General features: G+C 72.6%; 14 protein-coding genes. 4 read left to right on the forward strand and 10 right to left on the reverse strand.

Features of this window, described 5'->3' with window-relative positions:
- Positions 1-69 precede the first annotated feature (69 nt).
- From Q0R63_RS19745 to Q0R63_RS19780, 8 genes are all read right to left on the reverse strand, one after another.
- A complete protein-coding gene (locus Q0R63_RS19745) occupies positions 70-1,890 on the reverse strand; it encodes an ABC-F family ATP-binding cassette domain-containing protein (protein WP_295701222.1) in 1,821 nt (606 codons plus the stop codon).
- Positions 1,890-2,825, reverse strand: coding sequence for a 4-(cytidine 5'-diphospho)-2-C-methyl-D-erythritol kinase (locus Q0R63_RS19750; protein ID WP_295701225.1), 936 nt, complete (start codon positions 2,823-2,825; stop codon positions 1,890-1,892). The genes Q0R63_RS19745 and Q0R63_RS19750 overlap by 1 nt, the downstream gene beginning before the upstream one ends.
- Positions 2,826-2,834: 9 nt before the next feature.
- On the reverse strand, positions 2,835-3,752 hold the full coding sequence (gene rsmA, locus Q0R63_RS19755; protein WP_295701228.1) for a 16S rRNA (adenine(1518)-N(6)/adenine(1519)-N(6))-dimethyltransferase RsmA: 918 nt from the start codon (positions 3,750-3,752) through the stop codon (positions 2,835-2,837).
- A gap of 115 nt (positions 3,753-3,867) precedes the next feature.
- Complete coding sequence (locus tag Q0R63_RS19760; protein WP_295701230.1) at positions 3,868-5,037, reverse strand: resuscitation-promoting factor; 1,170 nt, start codon at positions 5,035-5,037, stop codon at positions 3,868-3,870.
- A gap of 314 nt (positions 5,038-5,351) precedes the next feature.
- Positions 5,352-6,233, reverse strand: a complete 882-nt coding sequence (locus Q0R63_RS19765) for a TatD family hydrolase (protein WP_295701232.1) — start codon at positions 6,231-6,233, stop codon at positions 5,352-5,354.
- Positions 6,230-8,032 carry a methionine--tRNA ligase gene (gene metG / locus Q0R63_RS19770; RefSeq protein ID WP_295701234.1) on the reverse strand — a complete coding sequence of 601 codons (1,803 nt, stop codon included), beginning with the start codon at positions 8,030-8,032 and terminating at the stop codon, positions 6,230-6,232. The genes Q0R63_RS19765 and metG overlap by 4 nt, the downstream gene beginning before the upstream one ends.
- A 194-nt stretch (positions 8,033-8,226) precedes the next feature.
- Positions 8,227-9,882: a PH domain-containing protein gene (locus tag Q0R63_RS19775; RefSeq protein ID WP_295701237.1), complete on the reverse strand. Its 1,656-nt coding sequence runs from the start codon at positions 9,880-9,882 to the stop codon at positions 8,227-8,229.
- Positions 9,879-10,421, reverse strand: coding sequence for a PH domain-containing protein (locus Q0R63_RS19780; RefSeq protein WP_295701239.1), 543 nt, complete (start codon positions 10,419-10,421; stop codon positions 9,879-9,881). The genes Q0R63_RS19775 and Q0R63_RS19780 overlap by 4 nt, the downstream gene beginning before the upstream one ends.
- Before the next feature lie 120 nt (positions 10,422-10,541).
- On the opposite strand from Q0R63_RS19780, the gene Q0R63_RS19785 reads away from it, so the two are divergent.
- Positions 10,542-11,006: an SRPBCC family protein gene (locus Q0R63_RS19785; RefSeq protein ID WP_295701243.1), complete on the forward strand. Its 465-nt coding sequence runs from the start codon at positions 10,542-10,544 to the stop codon at positions 11,004-11,006.
- Positions 11,007-11,117: 111 nt separating this feature from the next.
- Here Q0R63_RS19785 and rsmI read toward each other — a convergent pair whose 3' ends face one another.
- Together rsmI and Q0R63_RS19795 are read right to left on the reverse strand one after the other, a co-directional pair.
- The gene (gene rsmI, locus Q0R63_RS19790; protein WP_295701246.1) at positions 11,118-11,975 is read right to left on the reverse strand and encodes a 16S rRNA (cytidine(1402)-2'-O)-methyltransferase; all 858 of its coding nucleotides are present in this window, start codon (positions 11,973-11,975) and stop codon (positions 11,118-11,120) included.
- 177 nt (positions 11,976-12,152) lie between these two features.
- Positions 12,153-13,073: a DMT family transporter gene (locus Q0R63_RS19795; RefSeq protein WP_295701249.1), complete on the reverse strand. Its 921-nt coding sequence runs from the start codon at positions 13,071-13,073 to the stop codon at positions 12,153-12,155.
- Positions 13,074-13,222: 149 nt separating this feature from the next.
- Here Q0R63_RS19795 and Q0R63_RS19800 point away from each other — a divergent pair, with 149 nt between their 5' ends.
- The 3 genes from Q0R63_RS19800 to Q0R63_RS19810 all read left to right on the forward strand — a co-directional run bounded on the left by Q0R63_RS19800 (position 13,223) and on the right by Q0R63_RS19810 (position 17,829).
- Positions 13,223-16,054 carry an alpha/beta fold hydrolase gene (locus Q0R63_RS19800; RefSeq protein WP_295701252.1) on the forward strand — a complete coding sequence of 944 codons (2,832 nt, stop codon included), beginning with the start codon at positions 13,223-13,225 and terminating at the stop codon, positions 16,052-16,054.
- Complete coding sequence (locus Q0R63_RS19805; protein WP_295701255.1) at positions 16,051-16,905, forward strand: ABC transporter permease; 855 nt, start codon at positions 16,051-16,053, stop codon at positions 16,903-16,905. Before Q0R63_RS19800 ends, Q0R63_RS19805 begins: the two co-directional genes overlap by 4 nt.
- Positions 16,906-17,256: 351 nt before the next feature.
- Complete coding sequence (locus Q0R63_RS19810) at positions 17,257-17,829, forward strand: DinB family protein (protein ID WP_295701257.1); 573 nt, start codon at positions 17,257-17,259, stop codon at positions 17,827-17,829.
- Positions 17,830-17,911 lie beyond the last annotated feature (82 nt).

A 17,911-nucleotide genomic window follows, 5' to 3' on the forward strand; every position in this document is an offset into this window, starting at 1 on the left:
GTGGTGTGCACACCACGACCTCAGCGCCAGACCACGACCTCGGCCGGATGGGCGGTGGGTTGGCCAGGTTTAGCCCACGACCTCGGCCGCGGTCATCCACGCCAGCTCCAGCTGCTCGCGCTCGTCGACGAGGGCGCGCAACGTGTCGTTGAGGCGCAGGACGGCTGCGTGGTCCGCGGCCTTCTCGGCCATCTCGTGGTGCAGCCGCTCCTCCTGGTCGGCCAGCTTGGTCAGCTGCCGCTCCAGTCGGCTCATCTCCTTGCGGGCCTCGCGCTGGTCCGCCGGGCTCGTCGTCGGGCCTCCGGACCCACCTGCCCCCGAGCCCGAGCCCGAGCCCGAGCCCGCCGGCATACCGTCCCGGGCGGGGACGCTCTCGAGGAGCTGGAGGTACTGCGCGACCCCGCCGGGGAGCTCGCGCACCTGGCCGTCGCCGAGGAGCGCGACCTGGCGGTCGGCCACGCGCTCGAGCAGGTAGCGGTCGTGGGAGACCACCAGCAACGTGCCGGCCCAACCGTCCAGGACGTCCTCGAGCGAGGTCAGGGTCTCGATGTCGAGGTCGTTGGTCGGCTCGTCGAGGATGAGCACGTTGGGCTCGGACATGAGCAGCCGCAACAGCTGCAGCCGCCGCCGCTCGCCACCGGAGAGGTCGGAGACACGGGTCTGCTGCCGACCACCGCTGAAACCCAGCCGCTTGGCGAGCGAGCTCGCGCTGACCTCCTTGTCGCCGAGCATGGTGAAGCTCTTGACGTCCTCGATGGCCTCGATGACCCTCCACGAGGCGAACTTCTCGAGCTCGCGCACCTCCTGGGTGAGGAAGGCGACCGCCACCGTCTTGCCGACCTTGCGCTGGCCGCCGGACAGGGGGACGTCGCCGGTGAAGGCGCGCAGCAGCGTCGACTTGCCGGAGCCGTTGACCCCGACGATGCCGACCCGCTCGCCGGGGGCGAGGCGCCAGGTGACCCGGTCGAGGATGGGCCGGTCACCGAGCTCGACGGAGGCGTCGACGAGGTCGATGACGTCCTTGCCGAGCCGGGTCGTGGCGAAACGCACCAGCGAGACGTCGTCGCGCGCGGGCGGCTCGTCGGCGATGAGGTCGTTGGCCGCGTCGATCCGGAACTTGGGCTTGGTCGTGCGCGCCGGCGGTCCGCGACGGAGCCAGGCCAGCTCCTTGCGGAGCAGGTTGTCGCGGCGCTCGGAGGTCACGGCGGCCATCCGCTCGCGCTCGGCCTTCGCGAGGACGTATGCCGCGTAGCCGCCGTCGAAGGGCGACACCTGCCCCTCGACGACCTCCCACGTGAGGGTGGCGACCTCGTCGAGGAACCACCGGTCGTGAGTGATCGCCACGAGGGCGCTGTCCGGCCGGATCCGTTTGGTGACGAGGTGGTTCGCCAGCCAGGCGACCCCCTCGACGTCGAGGTGGTTGGTGGGTTCGTCGAGCAGGAGCACGTCGGGGTCGGCGACGAGCAGCGCCGCCAGACCGAGCCGCCGCCGCTCCCCACCCGACATCGGCCCGACGACCGCCCCGAGGCCCCCGACGGACCGGGCGTCGATCCCGCCGAGCAACCCGGTCAGCACGTCGCGCACCCGAGGGTCGCCGGCCCAGACGTGCTCCGGGAGGTCGCCCAGCACTGCTTCGTGCACGGTATGCGTCGGGTCCAGCAGGTCGACCTGGGAGAGCATCCCGACGGTGACCGACCCGCCCCGGGTCACGCGCCCCTCGTCCAGCACCTGCTGGCCGGCGATGACCCGCATCAGGGTCGACTTGCCGCCGCCGTTGCGGCCGACGACCCCGATCCGCTGCCCGGTGTTGACGCCGGTGGAGACCTCGTCGAGAACGTGGGTCGTTCCGAAGACCAGCGAGGCCCGTTCCAGGGCAACAAGATTCGCCATCAGACCCGCGTCGGTCCGGGGACGACCTGGGCGCCGTGCACCGGTGCCTTGGCGCGCCGGACGTCACCGGCGACCCCTGACGCGGTCAGGGACACGCAGAGGTCGAGGGCCGCCTCCGGAGAGGCGGTGAGGAACGCGACCGTCGGCCCGGACCCGGAGACCAGACCTCCGAGGGCTCCGTACTCGACCCCGGCCTCGAGCACCTCGGCGAGGCCCGGCTGCAACGACAGGGCCGCCGGCTGGAGGTCGTTGTGCAACGCCCGTCCGAGCGCCTGCGGGTCACCGGAGCGGAGCGCGGTCATCACCTCGGGCGACGGGGTGGGGGCCGGGACCCGGCGGCCGGCGCGCAGCCGGTCGCACTCGGCATACACCTCCGGGGTGGAGAGGCCGGTCTCGCTGAGCGCGAACACCCAGTGGTAGCTGCCGCGGGCGAGCACCGGGGCGAGCTGCTCGCCGCGCCCGGACCCCATGGCGATGCCGCCGGACAGGGCGAAGGGGACGTCGCTCCCGAGCTGTCCCGCGAGGTCGGCCAGCTCGTCGCGGCTCATCCCCGCCGACCACAGGTGGTCGCAGGCCACGAGCGCGGCGGCCGCGTCGGCCGACCCACCCGCCATGCCCCCGGCGACCGGGATGTCCTTGTGCAGGTGCAGCGAGACGGGATCGTGGACGCCGACCTCCTCGGCGAGCGTGCGGGCGGCCAGCAGGGCGAGGTTGGTGTCGTCGGTGGGGACGCCGGCCGAGCAGGGCCCGCCGACGGTGACCCGCCACGTGTCGGACGTCGTGACCGTGACCTCGTCGTGGAGACCCACGGCCATGAAGACGGTCGACAGCTCGTGGTAGCCGTCGGGGCGGACCGGCCCGACGCGCAGGTCGAGGTTGACCTTCGCCGGGACACGCACCGTGACCGAACCGGGCGACTGGTCTGCGGTGGTCACGTCCTCACCCTAACCATTCGGGACCACGGCTCCGGGCCCGCCATCGGAACGAGGACGCGCGGCAGCGATCGCGGCGAACGCGATGATGTCGAGCTGCTCGCCCCGGGTGCGCGGGTCGATGCCGGCTGCGCGCAGGGCGACCTCGGCCGCCTCGGCGGAACCCGCCCAGGGGGCCAGCGCCGCGCGCAGGGTCTTGCGTCGCTGCGCGAAGGCGGCGTCGATGCAGGCGAAGACCTCGGTGCGGGTCGCCGTCGTCGGCGGAGCCGCCCGCCGGACGAGGGCCACGAGCCCCGAGTCGACGTTGGGGACCGGCCAGAACACGCTGCGGGGCACGGTCCCCGCGAGCCGCACGTCGGCATACCAGGCGGCCTTGAGGCTCGGCACGCCGTAGGTCTTGCTGCCGGGCGGGGCCGCGAGCCGCTCGGCGACCTCGAGCTGCACCATGACCAGCGTCCGCTCGAGGCTCGGGAAGCGCTCGAGGAACGACAGCACGACGGGCACGGAGATGTTGTAGGGCAGGTTGGCCACGAGCGCCGTCGGCTGCGGGTCGTCGAGCGCGGACAGCTGCAGGGCGTCGGCGAGAACGACGCGGAGGCGGGCGGCCGACGCGGGCTGGCGGGCGGCGACGGTGGACGCCAACGCCGCGGCGAGCACCGGGTCGATCTCGACCGCCACGACCTCGGCGACCTCGGGCAGCAGGGCGAGGGTCAGTGACCCGAGCCCGGGCCCGACCTCGACGACGACGTCGTCCGGGCCGACCCCCGCGAGCCGCACGATGCGGCGCACGGTGTTGGCGTCGACGACGAAGTTCTGACCCCACTTCTTCGTGGGGCGGATCCCCAGGCGGGTGGCGAGCTCCCGGACCAGGCCGGCCGTGAGCAGGCTCCGGCGGTCAGGGGCGACGTCGCCCGCCTCGTCCCCGCCCATGCGGCCTCACCCTACGGGGTGGCCGGACAGCCGGACGTCCGCGCCGACGGCATACCGGTATGCCGTTGACGCGGACGTCGGGTCGGGCTGGGGTCGCGCTGGTGTCGGGCTCGGGTCAGGCCGCGTGGGCGCAGCCCCACGGGCCGAGGCCGCGGGCGGCATACAGCCGGTTGGCGACGGTGATCTGCTGCTCGCGGGAGGCGAGGTCGGCGCGGGAGGCGAAGTCGCCACCACCGTTGGACAGCCAGGTGCCGCTGTTGAACTGCAGGCCGCCGTAGTAGCCGTTGCCGGTGTTGATGCTCCAGTTGCCGCCCGACTCGCAGGCGGCGATCCGGTCCCACATCGCGGCGTTGGCGAGGTTGATCCCGGCTCCGGACGTCGGACCGCTGGGCGGCGGCGGGGTGGGGCTGGGCGCAGTGGGCGCGGCGGGCGGCGCCGCGACGACCGGGAGGGGCTTGGTCCCGATCGCGAGGACCCGGTTGACCGGCGGCGTGGTCACCGCCGACGACGCCTGGACGCGGGACGCGAGCTGTCCGTCGATCCAGGTCTCCGACCAGGTGAGCGCGCGGACGCCGGCAACGCCTTCGGCGCTGGTCCGCGTCGTGCCGGCCGTGAGCGTCGCGTCGTTGGTGCGCACGGTGGCGAAGCCGATCGCCTGCGTCTCCGCCACGGACTTCCTCACGACCCGCTTCACGCTGATCGCGAGGCCGTTGGTCACCGCGGTCGACAGGGCCGGCTGCACCCAGTCGAGGGGTCCGACGGTGACCGCGAGCTGCTGCAGCGCGTCGGCGACGGTGGCGACGGTGGTCGACGTCGGGAGGGTCTTGCCGTCCACCGTGACGGTGATCGCGCGGGGGCTAATGATCGACATGGTGAGGCCGGCGCGGCCGAGCGGCTCCGAGCGGGAGACCGAGAGTCGGGCCGTGGCGTCGGCGCGGATGCCGAGCTGCGCGAGCGCCTCGTCGACGGACGTCGCCGTCGTGTAGTAGTCGGTCGTCTTCCCGTCGATGCTGACGACCAGCTTGCGACCGTAACGCACGACGACGGTCTCACCGTCCTCGAGGGCCGAGGTGGCCGACGGGGAGACGCTGTCGTGGGCGCCCACCGTGATGTCCTGCTTGGCGAGGAGATCGCCGACCGAGCTGCCGAGGACGTGGACGGACGAGGTCTTCCCGTCCACGCACAGGGTCACGGCCTTGTCGAGGTGGGCGATGCTGAAGGCGCCGACGGCGACCGCGGCAAGGACGCCCGCCTGGGCGACATACCGAACCGAACGTGAGATCACAATGCTCCAAAACTGGGACGTCCCGGGTCGAGAAGCGGTCCCGGCAAGACGAAGGGCGTCTGCCGGCCCGACCCGGGATCTCGTCCCGAACCGCCCGATGAACGCCCCTGTGTCTCGCCGGCCCGTGGTCTCACTACCGGCCAACAGCCGCTTACTGTCCTCGACGGGGCAGGCTTTGGTCAACTTTTGGTAACGGAGGATCGTCACCTGTGGGACGGATGTGGCTCAGGTGACACAAGTCCGGTACGCACCGCCTCACCTCCCGCTCAGCCGTGGCAGTGTCCTGCCGCGACAGGAACACGCTAATCCGGCTGTTAGCCCTCGCGTGTGGGCGGGATCGGCTGGGCCCAGGAGCCGTAGACGCGCTCGGAGTTGGCCGCGAGCGCCGCGCAGAGGGTGGGCACATCGAGGGTGAGGACCCCGGCCATCGCGCGGACGGTGAGCGGGATGAGGTAGGACGCGTTGGTGGCGCCGCGGTGGGGGGTCGGCGTCAGGTAGGGGGCGTCGGTCTCGACGAGCAGGTTGGCCGTGGGGGTGACCGCGAGGGCGTCCCTCAGGGTCTTGGCGTTCTTGAACGTCACGGTGCCGGAGAACGACAGCATCAGCCCCCGCTCGACCGCGACGCGGGCCATCGCCACGTCGCCGGAGTAGCAGTGCAGCACCGTGTGCTCGGGCGCCCCCTCCTCCGCCAGGATGCGCAGCACGTCGTCGTGGGCGTCGCGGTCATGGATCTGCAGCGCCTTGCCGGTGCGCTTGGCGAGGTCGATGTGCCAGCGCAGGGCCTCCTGCTGAGCCGGTATGCCGTCCGGTCCGGTCCGGAAGTAGTCGAGACCGGTCTCGCCGATGACCCGCACCCGGGGGTGCCCGGCCAGCTGCTCGATCTCGGCGAGCTGCTCGTCGAGCTGCCCGGAGGCGGCCAGACCGGGAATCTCGTTGGGGTGCAACGCCACTCCGCCGAGCAGCTGGGGGTGGAGGTCGACCTGCTCCACCGTGAACCGGGCGCCGGACAGGTCGCACCCGATCTGGACGAGGCGGGTGACGCCCACCGCCGACGCCGCCGCGATGGCGGCCCCGACCTCTGTCGAGACCTCGCCGTCTCGGGCGATGTCGAGGTGGACGTGGTTGTCGACGACGGCGATCGGCAGGGGGTCGGGCGCCGCGGGCCGCTCGCCCCGTGCCGACCGGGACGCGGTCACGCGCTCTCGTCCTGCAGTCGGGCGAGCTCGTCGTCGACGACGGACGGGTCGAACTTCGTGAAGACCGGGCTCGGCGTGGCGATCGGGGTGCCGACGACGACGGGCCGCGACCCCCACGCCGGTGTCGCCGAGTAGTCGCCGGTGATCACGGGGTATCCCGGACCGCCGTCGAGGTCGTCGACCTCCTCGAGCCGCGGCATCGGGACGAGGTCGCCCTCGCCGCCGAGCACCCGGTGGATCGCGTTGGCGCTGTGCGGGAGGAACGGCGACATCATCGTGTTGAGATCGCTCACGGCCTGGACGAGGACGTGGAGGATGGTGCCGAGCCGCTCGCGCTCGTCGTCGCGCTTGAGCCGGAAGGGCTCGGTCCTCGAGACGTAGGCGTTGGCCTCACCGACGATCCGCATCACCTCGGCGGTGGCCGCCCGGACCCGCTGACGTTCGAGCAGTCCTCCGACAGTAGCGAATCCGTTGCTGACCGCGGCCAGCAGCTCCTCGTCGACGGCCTCGAGCGGACCTGCGGCAGGGATCTCGCCGAAGGACTTGTGGGTCATCGTCGCGACGCGGTTCACGAGGTTGCCCCAGCCGGCGACGAGCTCGGAGTTGTTGCGCTGGACGAACTCGGCCCAGGTGAACTCCGCATCCTGGGTCTCCGGGCCGGCGGCGCAGATGAAGTACCGGAGAGGGTCCGGGCCGTAGCGGTCGAGGACGTCGCGCACGTAGACGACGTGGCCGCGCGAGCTGGAGAACTGCTGGTCGCCCATCGTGAGGTACTGCGAGGCGACGACCTCGGTCGGGAGGTTGAGCACGCCGTAGACGCCGGGCTCCCCTCCGCGGTCACCTTTCCCGGCATACGCGAGGAGCTCGGCCGGCCACACCTGGGTGTGGAACGTGATGTTGTCCTTGCCCTGGAAGTAGTAGGACGTCGCCTCGGGGTCGTTCCACCACTCGCGCCAGCGCTCGGGCTCACCGACGCGGCGGGCCCACTCGATGGACGCCGAGAGGTAACCGACGACGGCGTCGAACCAGACGTAGAACCGCTTCGTCGGCTGGTCGCGCCAGCCGTCGATCGGGACGGGGATGCCCCAGTCGAGGTCGCGCGTCATCGCGCGCGGACGGACGTCGTCGAGGAGGTTCTTGGAGAAGTTGAGGACCGACGGGCGCCAGGTGCCGGTGGCCTCGCGCTCGGCGAGCCACTCCCGGATCGCTCCCGAGAGGGCCGGGAGGTCGAGGAAGAAGTGCTGCGTCTCGACGAAGTCGGGGGTCTCGCCGTTGATCTTCGAGCGGGGGTCGATGAGCCGCGACGGCTCGATCTGGTTGCCGCAGTTGTCGCACTGGTCGCCGCGTGCTTCGGCGAATCCGCAGATGTAGCAGATGCCCTCGATGTAGCGGTCGGGCAGCGTGCGCCCCGTCGACGGGCTGATCGCCACGAAGTCCGTCATCTCGATCATGTAGCCGTTGCGCCAGTCGCCGGTGAAGAGCTCCTGCGCCACGGCGTAGTGGTTCCGGGTCGTGGTGCGGGTGAAGAGGTCGTAGGCGAGGCCGAGGTCGGTGAGATCCTGCGCGATGACCCGGTTGAACCGGTCGGCGAGCTCGCGCGGCGTCACCCCCTCCTTGTCGGCCTGGACGAGGATGGGCGTGCCGTGCTCGTCGGTGCCCGAGACCATCAGCACGTCGTGACCGGCCATCCGCATGTAGCGGCTGAAGACGTCGGAGGGCACACCGAAACCGGCGACGTGGCCGATGTGGCGCGGGCCGTTGGCGTAGGGCCAGGCGACGGCGGACAGGACCTTGGTCATATCGGCGATCCTATGGCGGGCGGCCAAGGTGTTGTGGCACTGATGGTGCGGCCGAGGACGCTGCCCACGGGCTTGACCCGAGAAGGGGGCGCTTCGCTCGAGAACCTTTCCCCCGCGGACCTGCCCTTTATCGGGTGACCCGACAAAGGGACACGAGGCGCGTCGGGGCCACCGCGATCCTCGAGGCCCGGCACCTACCGGGCGGCGAACTGGCCGAAGAGCCCGGGGTCGATCTCGCGGACGAGCGCCAGCCCGGCGTCGAGCGGGACGTCGTAGGCGACGTAGCTCTGCTTGCCGGCCGCCGTCGTCGCGACCACGTGCGCGAGCCCGGCCCGGCGCTGGAAGAAGGACTGCTCGATCTTCCAGCCGATGATGCCGTCACGCTGGAGGACGTCCCGCCGGCGGACGAAGGTGCCTTGGCGCACGACGAGGTGGCGGGCCGTGAGGTGGTGTCCGAGACCGGCATACCGGTCGGCGGCGAGGAAGGGCGAGACGACGAGCGGGACCAGGCACACGACCCCGACCCAGGCGGGGAGGTCGACGGTGCGGATGAGGACCCAGGCCGCGGCGGCGAGGACCAGCGCCGGGACCACCGCTCGGGTGAACCGGCGCCGGCGAGCGGCGGGTCCGTGCGGCGTGAGGTCGGCGTGGAGCGCCTCGTCGTCGTCGAGGACGGCGGCGGCGACCCGGTCGACGACGGTGCGCGGGGCCGAGGGCACGAGCCAGGCGCTGCCTCGCTCCTGCTCCTTCTTGGTCAGTCCGGTGGTGATCGCGTGCAGGCGGCCACCCCGGGCGAGGCGCAGGCCGAACGGCTGCCCGACCTCGAGGCCACGCAGCCGCTTCTCCTCGATGCTCGTCTCGCGCGTCGTGGTCAGGCCGCGCGTGACGTGGAGCGTGCCGCCGCTGTGCCGGGTGAGGCGGAAGGCCCAGAACTGCAGCACGTAGCCGATGATCGCGAGCAGCGACACCAGCACGGCGGCACCGACGAGGCCGACCAGGACGTCGATCCAGATCGGGTGCCGGGTCAGGGAGCTGACGGTGCTGCCGAGGTCGGCCTGCTGGAGGTAGCGCTGGAGGAACTGGTTGCCGAAGCCGAGGATGGCGAGGGCGGAGAACACCCCGGTCAGCGTCAGCGGCGCGAACCGCACCCACCGGGGGTCGAAGGTCAGGAGGACGGTCTCGGTCCCGGGGGTGTCCGGGCCGGACCAGACGGTGGTCGACCGCCCGTCGGCGTCCGTGGGGCCGGCCGGGGGAGGCGCCAACCCGTCGACCGGATCTCCTTGTGGCGCAGGCATGTCTGTGTCGTGCGTGGCCAGGACGACGTTGCGCCGGTGGATGAGCTCGTCGCGCAGGTGCCGCGCTTCGGGAAGGGCGAGGGCGTCGAGGACGAGGCGGTCCTTGCCCGTGCCCGCGGTGCCGATCTCGACCTTGGCCAGGCCGAGGATGCGGTGGAAGATCGGCGAGGTGAGGTCGACGGTGCGGACCCGGTCGGCCGGGGTGGCGATGACCCGCTTGTTGACCAGGCCCTTGCGCAGCTCGATCTGGCCGTTCTCGATGCGGAAGCGGGTCGTGAAGTAGCGCAGGAGGCCGAGCCCGATGACGGCGAGGAGGGCGGCATACTCCCAGTAGCCCCCGCTGTCGGAGGTGCGACCGAGGATGAAGACACCGGCAAGGGCCGGCAAGAAGCGGATGGCCTCCTGCACCGGGTGGATGAGCAGCATCCGGGGGTTGAGCCGGCGCCAGTCGGTCTCGACGTCGCGCAGCTCCGGCGGGGTGGCGTGGCCCGGCGGCGGGAGCGGCAGGAGCGGCGGCACAGCGGGCGGTCGGTCGCCGAGCCAGGGCTCGGTCACGTCGCGTCCCCGGGCTCGGCCACCGTGGCCGCTGTGAGCTCGTCGATCAGCCTGCGGGCGTCCTCGACGTCGAGCCCGTGGATCTTCAGGGGGCCGGCGGCGGACGCCGTCGTGACGGTCACGGTCGCGAGCCGGAACAGCTGGGAAACCGGCCCACGGGCCAGGTCGACGGTCTGGATGCGGCTGATAGGCGCGATCCGCCGCTCCTGGGCGATCCAGCCGGTTTGCGTATAGACCGCGGAAGGCGTTGCCTCCCAACGGTGCACGCGGTAGCGCCACTGCGGCATGACGACGAGGTAGACCGCGGTGAGCAGCAACCAGATCACCCCCACCACGAGGTGCGGGGTGCGCGACCCGTCCTCGTCGATGAACCACCAGAGCACCTGGACGACGAGCAGGACGAGCGACTCGGCAGCCCCTGACAGGGCCCACATCAGGCGGGCGCGCGGGCTGACCTGGTGGGCCGGCTCGCGCAGCCGGCTCCGCGGCATACCGGCGGGCGGGCCTGCTCGGCTCGCAGCCCCTGTCTGCTCACTCATGCCGACCACCGCCACCTCTCGTCCACCCCTGACGCGAGGCCGCGCCCGTGCACCCACCGTATGCGAAATCTCACGGGGGGAGGGGTCGGCCGTTCTCGGCGCCGCTGGTTGGATGGTCGGATGTCCGATCTTCGGGAGACACGCCACGTGGCCGCCTCCCCCACCGCCGTCTACGACCTCGTTGCCGACCTGCCGCGAATGGGTGAGTGGTCGCCGGAGTGCGAGCGCGTCCAGTGGCGCGGTGGTGCGACCGGCGCCGTGAAGGGCGCCAAGTTCATCGGCTGGAACCGCGCCGGCGCCGTGCGGTGGTTCACCTACGGCGAGGTGGTGGCGGCAGACCGCGGTCGCAACCTCGCCTTCGAGGTCACTGTGGGGCCGGTCAAGGTGGCGCGGTGGGAGTACTTCATCGTGCCCGACGACGAGGGCCTCGACTGCACGATCATCGAGGAGTGGACCGACCGCCGGGGCCAGTTCGGCGGGCTGATGGACCGCGCGCTCGGGACGCGGCGCAAGCTCAACGCCGCGGGCATCAGCGCCACGCTCGACGCCCTGAAGCGGGCGGCGGAGAGCGAGCGGGTCGCCTGACGCCGCGGTTCTCCCTCTCGGCGCTCCGAGGTGAAACAGGGGCCCAGGGAGCGCGGTTCCACCTCCGGCGTCCCCCACGACTTCGCCGAGCTAATAGCGCGCGGGCCCGGCTCAGCGCGACGCGAGCACCCCGTCGTAGAGCGCCTTCGACGACAGCCCCGTCGCCGCCGCCACGTCGGCACAGACGTCCTTGAGCCGCTCACCGGCCGCCACCCGAGCCCGTATGCCGGGTAACGCGTCCGCCACGGACGCCGCCACCGGGGCGGCCCCGGCGACCACGACGGTGATCTCCCCGCGGACCCCCTCGGCCGCCCAGGCGACGAGGTCGACGAGCGGCCCGCGCCGGACCTCCTCATAGGTCTTGGTCAGCTCCCGGCAGACCGCCGCGGGCCGGTCCCCCCCGAACGCCGTCGCCATCGCCTCGAGGGTGACGTCGAGCCGGTGCGGCGCCTCGAAGAAGACCATCGTGCGGCGTTCGTCGGTGAGCGCGGCCAGGGCCCGGCCGCGCTCGCCGGGCTTGCGCGGCAGGAAGCCCTCGAAGCAGAACCGGTCGACGGGCAGCCCGGAGACGGCCAGCGCCATCAGCACCGCACTCGGCCCGGGCACGCAGGTCACCCGGATCCCGGCCTCGACCGCGGCGACGACGAGCCGGTAGCCGGGGTCGGACACCGACGGCATACCGGCGTCGGTGACGACGAGCACCCGGTCACCGGCCCGCAGCCGCTCGACGAGGTCGGGTGTCCGGGCGGCCTCGTTGTGCTCGTGATAGCTGACCACCCGGCCCCGCGGCGACACCCCCAGCTCGCCGAGCAGGCGCCGCAGCCGGCGGGTGTCCTCGGCCGCGACGACGTCGGCGGTGGCCAGCTCGTCGGCCAGTCGCGGTGCGGCGTCACGGGGGTCGCCGATCGGGGTGGCCGCGAGGACCAGGACGCCGACGGCTCGCTCGGGGTCCACACCGTCGTCGCTCACCGCGCCATCGTCCCAGCCGCGCGCACACCCGGTGGCCACGCTCCGCCCAGCCCGGCCCGGCCCGCGTCCCCCCACCCCCGCCTTCTTGCTTCGCGATGGCCCAAAGCGGCCGGAATGTCCGCCGATTCGGGCGATCGCGAAGCAAGGAGCGGGTCGTCGTCCGCGATGTCTCGCCCGTCACCGGCTGCGTCGGACGGCCAGCCCGAGGACGAGACCCGCAGCGACGACAGCGATGCCCAGCCAGACGAACGGGTCGGGGACCGGCCCGCCGAGCACGACACCGGTGGCAGCTGCCGCGACGGGGGCGATGCCGGTGAGCAGCCCCGCCACGGCGGCGCCCAGGCGCCGGACGCTGGAGTACCAGAGGACGAAGGCCGTGGCGGTGACCGCGACCGCGAGGTAGGTGACGGCCAGCAGGTCGTGGTTGGTGAGCCGGGACACCGCGGTCGGCCCCTCGCGGATCATCCCGACGCCGACGAAGATCACGGCGGCCAACCAGGTCGTGTGGACCGAGACCCCCCACGGCCCGTGCCGCCCCAGCACCGGCACCGCGAGCAGGGTGAAGCCGGCCTCGCACGCCAGCACGACTGCGGCATAGGCCAGCCCGACGAGGTCGCTGCGGCCGACCCCCTGCACGAGCGCGGCACCGCAGGTGACCACGAGCGCGGCCAGCAGCACCACCGGGCTCGGCCGGCCACCATCCATCAGCGGCGCGACGACGGCGAGGACCAGCGGCACGCAGGCCACCGCGACCCCGAGGACGGCCGGCTCGGCGTGGGCGGAGCCCTCGACCAGCGCCAGGTTGAACACGACGAGACCGGTCGCGGCCACCCCCAGCAGCCACCCCCACTCGGCCCCTCTGGGGAGCACGAGACGGTGACCGGTCAGGCGTGCGGCGACGAGCAGCAGCAGGCAGGCCGCGGCATACCGGACGGCCTGGGCGGTGAAGAGCGGCGACCCGGCCAGGACCCCGGACACCGCGACGCTCCCACCCACGAACACCATGGCTGTGGCGCCGGCCAGCATGGCCGCCGGACCCGTCAGCCCCGGCACAGGTCGGGCGAGTGCCGGCTCGGGGAGCGGGGTGGTGTGGCGCACGGTGCCACCTTCGCACCCGGGCACGCCCGCCCCTCGCCTTCTTGCGTCGCGATGGCCCGAACCGCCGACAACAATCCCGGATTCGGGCCATCGCGGAGCAAGGAGCGGACGGGTCGTCGGGTCCTCCGGACTGCGGGTTACCGTTGGGTATGCCTCGACCCGTGCGCCTGCGCCGCTCCGTATGCCGCGCGCTCGCCACGTCGCTCGTCCTCCTCTGCGGTCTGTCGGGGTCCGCGATGGTGGCCGGATCGGCCCGCGCCGCGGACGGTTCGACGTCGGCCGTGCAGACCCAGGACGCGATGGTCCCGGTCGGCGCCGAGCCGGGAGGCGCGGCCGTCTCGCTCGACACGACGACCTTCGCCCCCACCGGCGACGGTTCCACGAAGCACCCGGCGGTGCTCCTGGCCCACGGGTTCGGCGGCAGCAAGGCCGACCTCGTCACCCAGGGGAAGGACCTCGCCGCCCACGGCTACGTCGTCCTCACCTACTCCGCCCGCGGCTTCGCGAAGTCCGGCGGGTTCATCCACCTGGACGACCCCGCCTACGAGATCGCCGACGCCCGCACGCTCGTCGACCTCCTCGCGACCCGTCCCGACGTCCTGCTCGACGCTCCCGGCGACCCGCGGGTCGGCGTCTTCGGTCCCTCCTACGGTGGCGGGCTCGCCCTCATGCTCGGCGCCACCGACAAGCGGGTGGACGCCGTCGCCGCGGCGATCACCTGGAACGACCTCGCCGACACCTTCTTCCCCCAGAACGCCCTGGCGACAACGCCGCCCGCCACCGGCTCCCCCGCCGACGTCGAGCGAGCAAGCAACCCGGGACCCTTCAAGCAGCTGTGGGCCTCGCGCTTCTTCCTCGGCACCGCTGCCGCCGGCGCCTCGGTCAGTCCCACCTGCGGCCGGTTCGACCCCACCGTCTGCCGGCTCTTCCTCACGGCCGCCCAGACCGGCCGGCCGAGCGCGGAGCTGCTCACCCTGCTGCACGCGCACAGCGTGAAGCCCCTGATCGGGGGGCTCACGGCCCCGACCTACCTCGTCCAGGGCATGGCCGACTCGCTCTTCGGCGTCGAGCAGTCCGACGCGACGGCCCGCGCCCTGCAGACCCAGGGCACGCCCGTCGCGGTCCGCTGGATGGACGGCGGCCACGACGGCACGAGCACCACCGCCGCCGACGACCTGGCGTCGGTGACGACCTGGCTGTCGCACTACCTCGACGGCGCCCAGAAACCCACTGCGACACCACTGCCCATCCCCACCTTCGTCTACGCCAACCCTCTCGCCCGGCGCGCCACGTCGGCCACGCTGTCGCAGACGAGCAGCTATCCCGACGCCGCCACCTGGTCCACGACCCCGATCGACGGCGCGACGAAACCCGTGCTCAACCCGCCCGGTGGGCAGCCGGCGTCGGTGACGATCATCCCCGGGCTGGGCACGCTCGCGGCGACCCTCCCGGCCTATCAGCTCGCGGCGCTGCCGACCGAGTCTGCGGCCTTCGACACCCCGGCCTTCGCGGACTCGCGCACGATCGTCGGCACCCCACGGGTGCGCCTCACGGTCACGTCGACCGGCCCGACCGCGACCCTCTTCCTCAGCCTGTGGCAGGTGACGACGGGGACGGCCACCTTACCGAGACAGGTGGTTTCGCCGGTCACCGTCGCCACGACCCCGGGCACGCCGACGACGGTCGACGTCGCGCTGCCGGGTGGCACGTGGAACGTCCCGGCCGGCAGCTCGCTGCGCGTCCTCGTCACGAGCACCGACTCGTCGTATGCCGCGCCGACCGTCGCCCGCGCCGACCGGGTCGCCGTCGCCGACCTCCAGCTCCCTGCGGTGGCCGGCACCGCCGTGGCCGGGGCAGGCGGCGGGACGCGCGACAGCGAGAGCATCGGCGTCCTCGTCGCCATCGCCGTCGTGGCCCTCGGGCTGATCGCCGCCGCCCTGTGGCGCCGCCGCACGCGCCAGCACACGCCCCACCTGGCCGAGCTCGCCGACGTGCCCCTCGTGGTCGACCACCTCGTCAAGACCTACTCCGACGGGCACCGTGCCGTCGACGACGTGTCGTGGCGGGCCGAACGCGGCCAGGTGGTGGGCCTGCTCGGCCCCAACGGCGCCGGCAAGACGACGACCCTGCGCCTGGTCATGGGGCTCATCCGTCCCGACTCGGGAGTCGCCCACGTGCTCGGCGAGCCCGTCTCGGCCGGCTCCCCGGTCCTCGCCCGCGTCGGCGCCCTCATCGAGGGCCCGGGCTTCCTGCCCCACCTCACCGGCCGGCAGAACCTCCACGCCTACTGGGCCGCCACCGGTCGCGACGACGCCGACGCGGCCTACGACGAGGTGCTCGCGGTCGCCGCGCTCGGCGGGGCCGTCGACCGTCCCGTCCGCTCCTACAGCCAGGGCATGCGCCAGCGGCTCGGCATCGCCCAGGCGATGCTCGGCCTCCCGGAGGTGCTCATCCTCGACGAGCCCACCAACGGGCTCGACCCGCCACAGATCGCCGCGATGCGGCCCATCCTCCATCGGTATGCCGCGGCCGGGCGCACCGTCGTCGTCTCCAGCCACCTGCTGGCCGAGGTCGAGATGACCTGCTCGCACGTCGTCGTCATGCACGCCGGCCGGGTCGTCACGACCGGCACCGTCGCCGAGCTCGTCGACAGCTCCGACACGACCGTCGTCCAGCTCGGCCCCGGCTCCGACGTGGTGGCCGCCGCCGTGTCGTTGCGCGCCGTCGACGGCGTCACGAAGGTCGAGGTCACCGACGACCCCGTCGAGCCACGGCTCGTCGTCACCGCCGACCTCACCCGGGCGGACGTCGTGCGTGCGGTGGCCAACACCGGCGTCGACATCGTCGGCATCAGCAGCCGCCGCCACCTCGAGGAGGTCTTCCTCAGCGTCATCGCGGGGGCCTCGGGCGGCGCGCCCGAGTCGACCGGCGGCGACTCCACATCACTGACCGACCGCCTGAGGCAGGTGCGCTCCCGATGACGTCCTCCGACACCGTGACCGCCTCCTCCGAGGTCGTCCGCAGCCCGTTGTCCTGGCGCGCCGAGCTCGGCCGCCAGCTGCGCCGGCGCCGGACGATGTGGTCCTTCATCCTCATCCTCGCGCTGCCGCTCATCCTCGTCGCCGCCTTCGCGATCGGCGGCGGCGGCCCCCAGACGACGACCGGATCACTCGTCTCCCTGGCCAAGGACGGGTCCGGCAACTTCGCCGTCTTCACGACCTCGGCCGCGGCGTCGTTCCTCCTCGTGGTCCTCGCCGCGCTCTTCGTGGGCGACACGGTCCCGTCCGAGGCCTCGTGGTCGACGCTGCGCTACCTGCTCATCGCGCCGGTGCCGCGGGCCCGCCTGCTGACGAGCAAGCTGGTCGTCGCCCTCGCTTCGATGGCCGTCGCCGTGGTCCTGCTGATCGCGTGGTCCGTCGTCGTGGGCGGAGTCGCCTACGGGTGGTCCGCCTTCACGAATCCCGCCGGTGGCACCCTCACCTGGGGCGAGCTGGCCCCGCGCCTGCTCGGCGTCGCGGCATACATCATCATCATGCTGTTGCAGGTCGGCGCGATCGCCTTCTGCCTCGGCGTCCGCACCGACGCCCCCCTCGCCGCGGTCGGCGGGGCCGTCATGGTGACCATCGTGTCGGCGATCCTCGGCCAGATCGAGAACCTCGGCTCGATCCGCAACGGCCTGCCGATGTACTACGACCGCGCGTGGTTCGACCTGCTCACCCCGGTGATCGACTGGACCGCGCTGCGCCACGGCACCCTCTGGTCGCTCTTCTACACGATCCTCTTCCTCGGGCTGGGCTACACCCTCTTCCGGCGCAAGGACATCCTGAGCTGAGGTGTCGGGGTCAGACCCGAATGACCGGCGGTCCGCCCAGGCGCACCAGCATCTCCGCCCACCGTTGAGCTGCCTCAGCGGTAACCGGCGAGGGCTCGACGGTCGACGCGGCTTCGAGCGTCGACAGGCGACGGGCCGGATAGCCGTATCGGGAGCCGCGAGTACTCCGACGTGTCCACCGGACTCGCAGAGGCACCAACGCAACGCCGAGTTCCACGGGGAGCGTTGACCCCCTTGGAGGGAGGCCAACACTCCCCGCCGGCCGGCGTCCACCGCGACCTTTGTCCTCACCGGGCCGAGGTTTCCCTCATCAGGACAGGATCTGTCCTGTGGCCCTGCCACGATGGCGTCATGGCCAGCCCACCCCGTGACCTCAACACCCTCCTCGTCGAGCAGCTCGACCGGCACTGGACCGCCCAGCTGCGACCCCGCCTCGAGGGACTGAGCGACGAGGAGTACTTCTGGGAGCCGGTGCCCGGCTCGTGGAACCTCCGCCGTCGAGTGACCGGTGACCCGGCGCTCCCGGTGGGCAACGAGGGGGACGTCACCATCGACGGCACCCATCCTGCTCCGCAGCCCGCACCCGTGACCACCATCGCCTGGCGCCTCGCGCACATCATCGTGGGCTGCCTCCTCGGCCGGGTCCACGGCCACTTCGGCGGCCCGGCGGTGGACCACAACACCCACACCTACGCCGCGACGGCGGGTGAAGCGCTCGAGCAGCTCGACAGCGCGTATGCCGCGTGGGTCGACGGCGTGCGCAGCTGGGGGGTCGCCGGGCTCGACGAGCCCTGCGGCTCCTCCGAGGGTCCCTTCGCCGACGAGCCCTGCACGGTGATCGTGCTCCACCTCAACCGCGAGCTGATCCACCACGGCGCCGAGATCGCGCTGCTGCGCGACCTCTGGGTCCACCGCACCCCCTGATCCACCACTGCGTCCGTGTCAACGTTGCCTCTCGCGCCCACTGACGCGGACGCAAGCAGCCACCACCCCGACCGAAGGAGCA

This window comes from Lapillicoccus sp., assembly GCF_025353065.1.
In the GTDB taxonomy this organism is placed as follows: domain Bacteria; phylum Actinomycetota; class Actinomycetes; order Actinomycetales; family Dermatophilaceae; genus Lapillicoccus.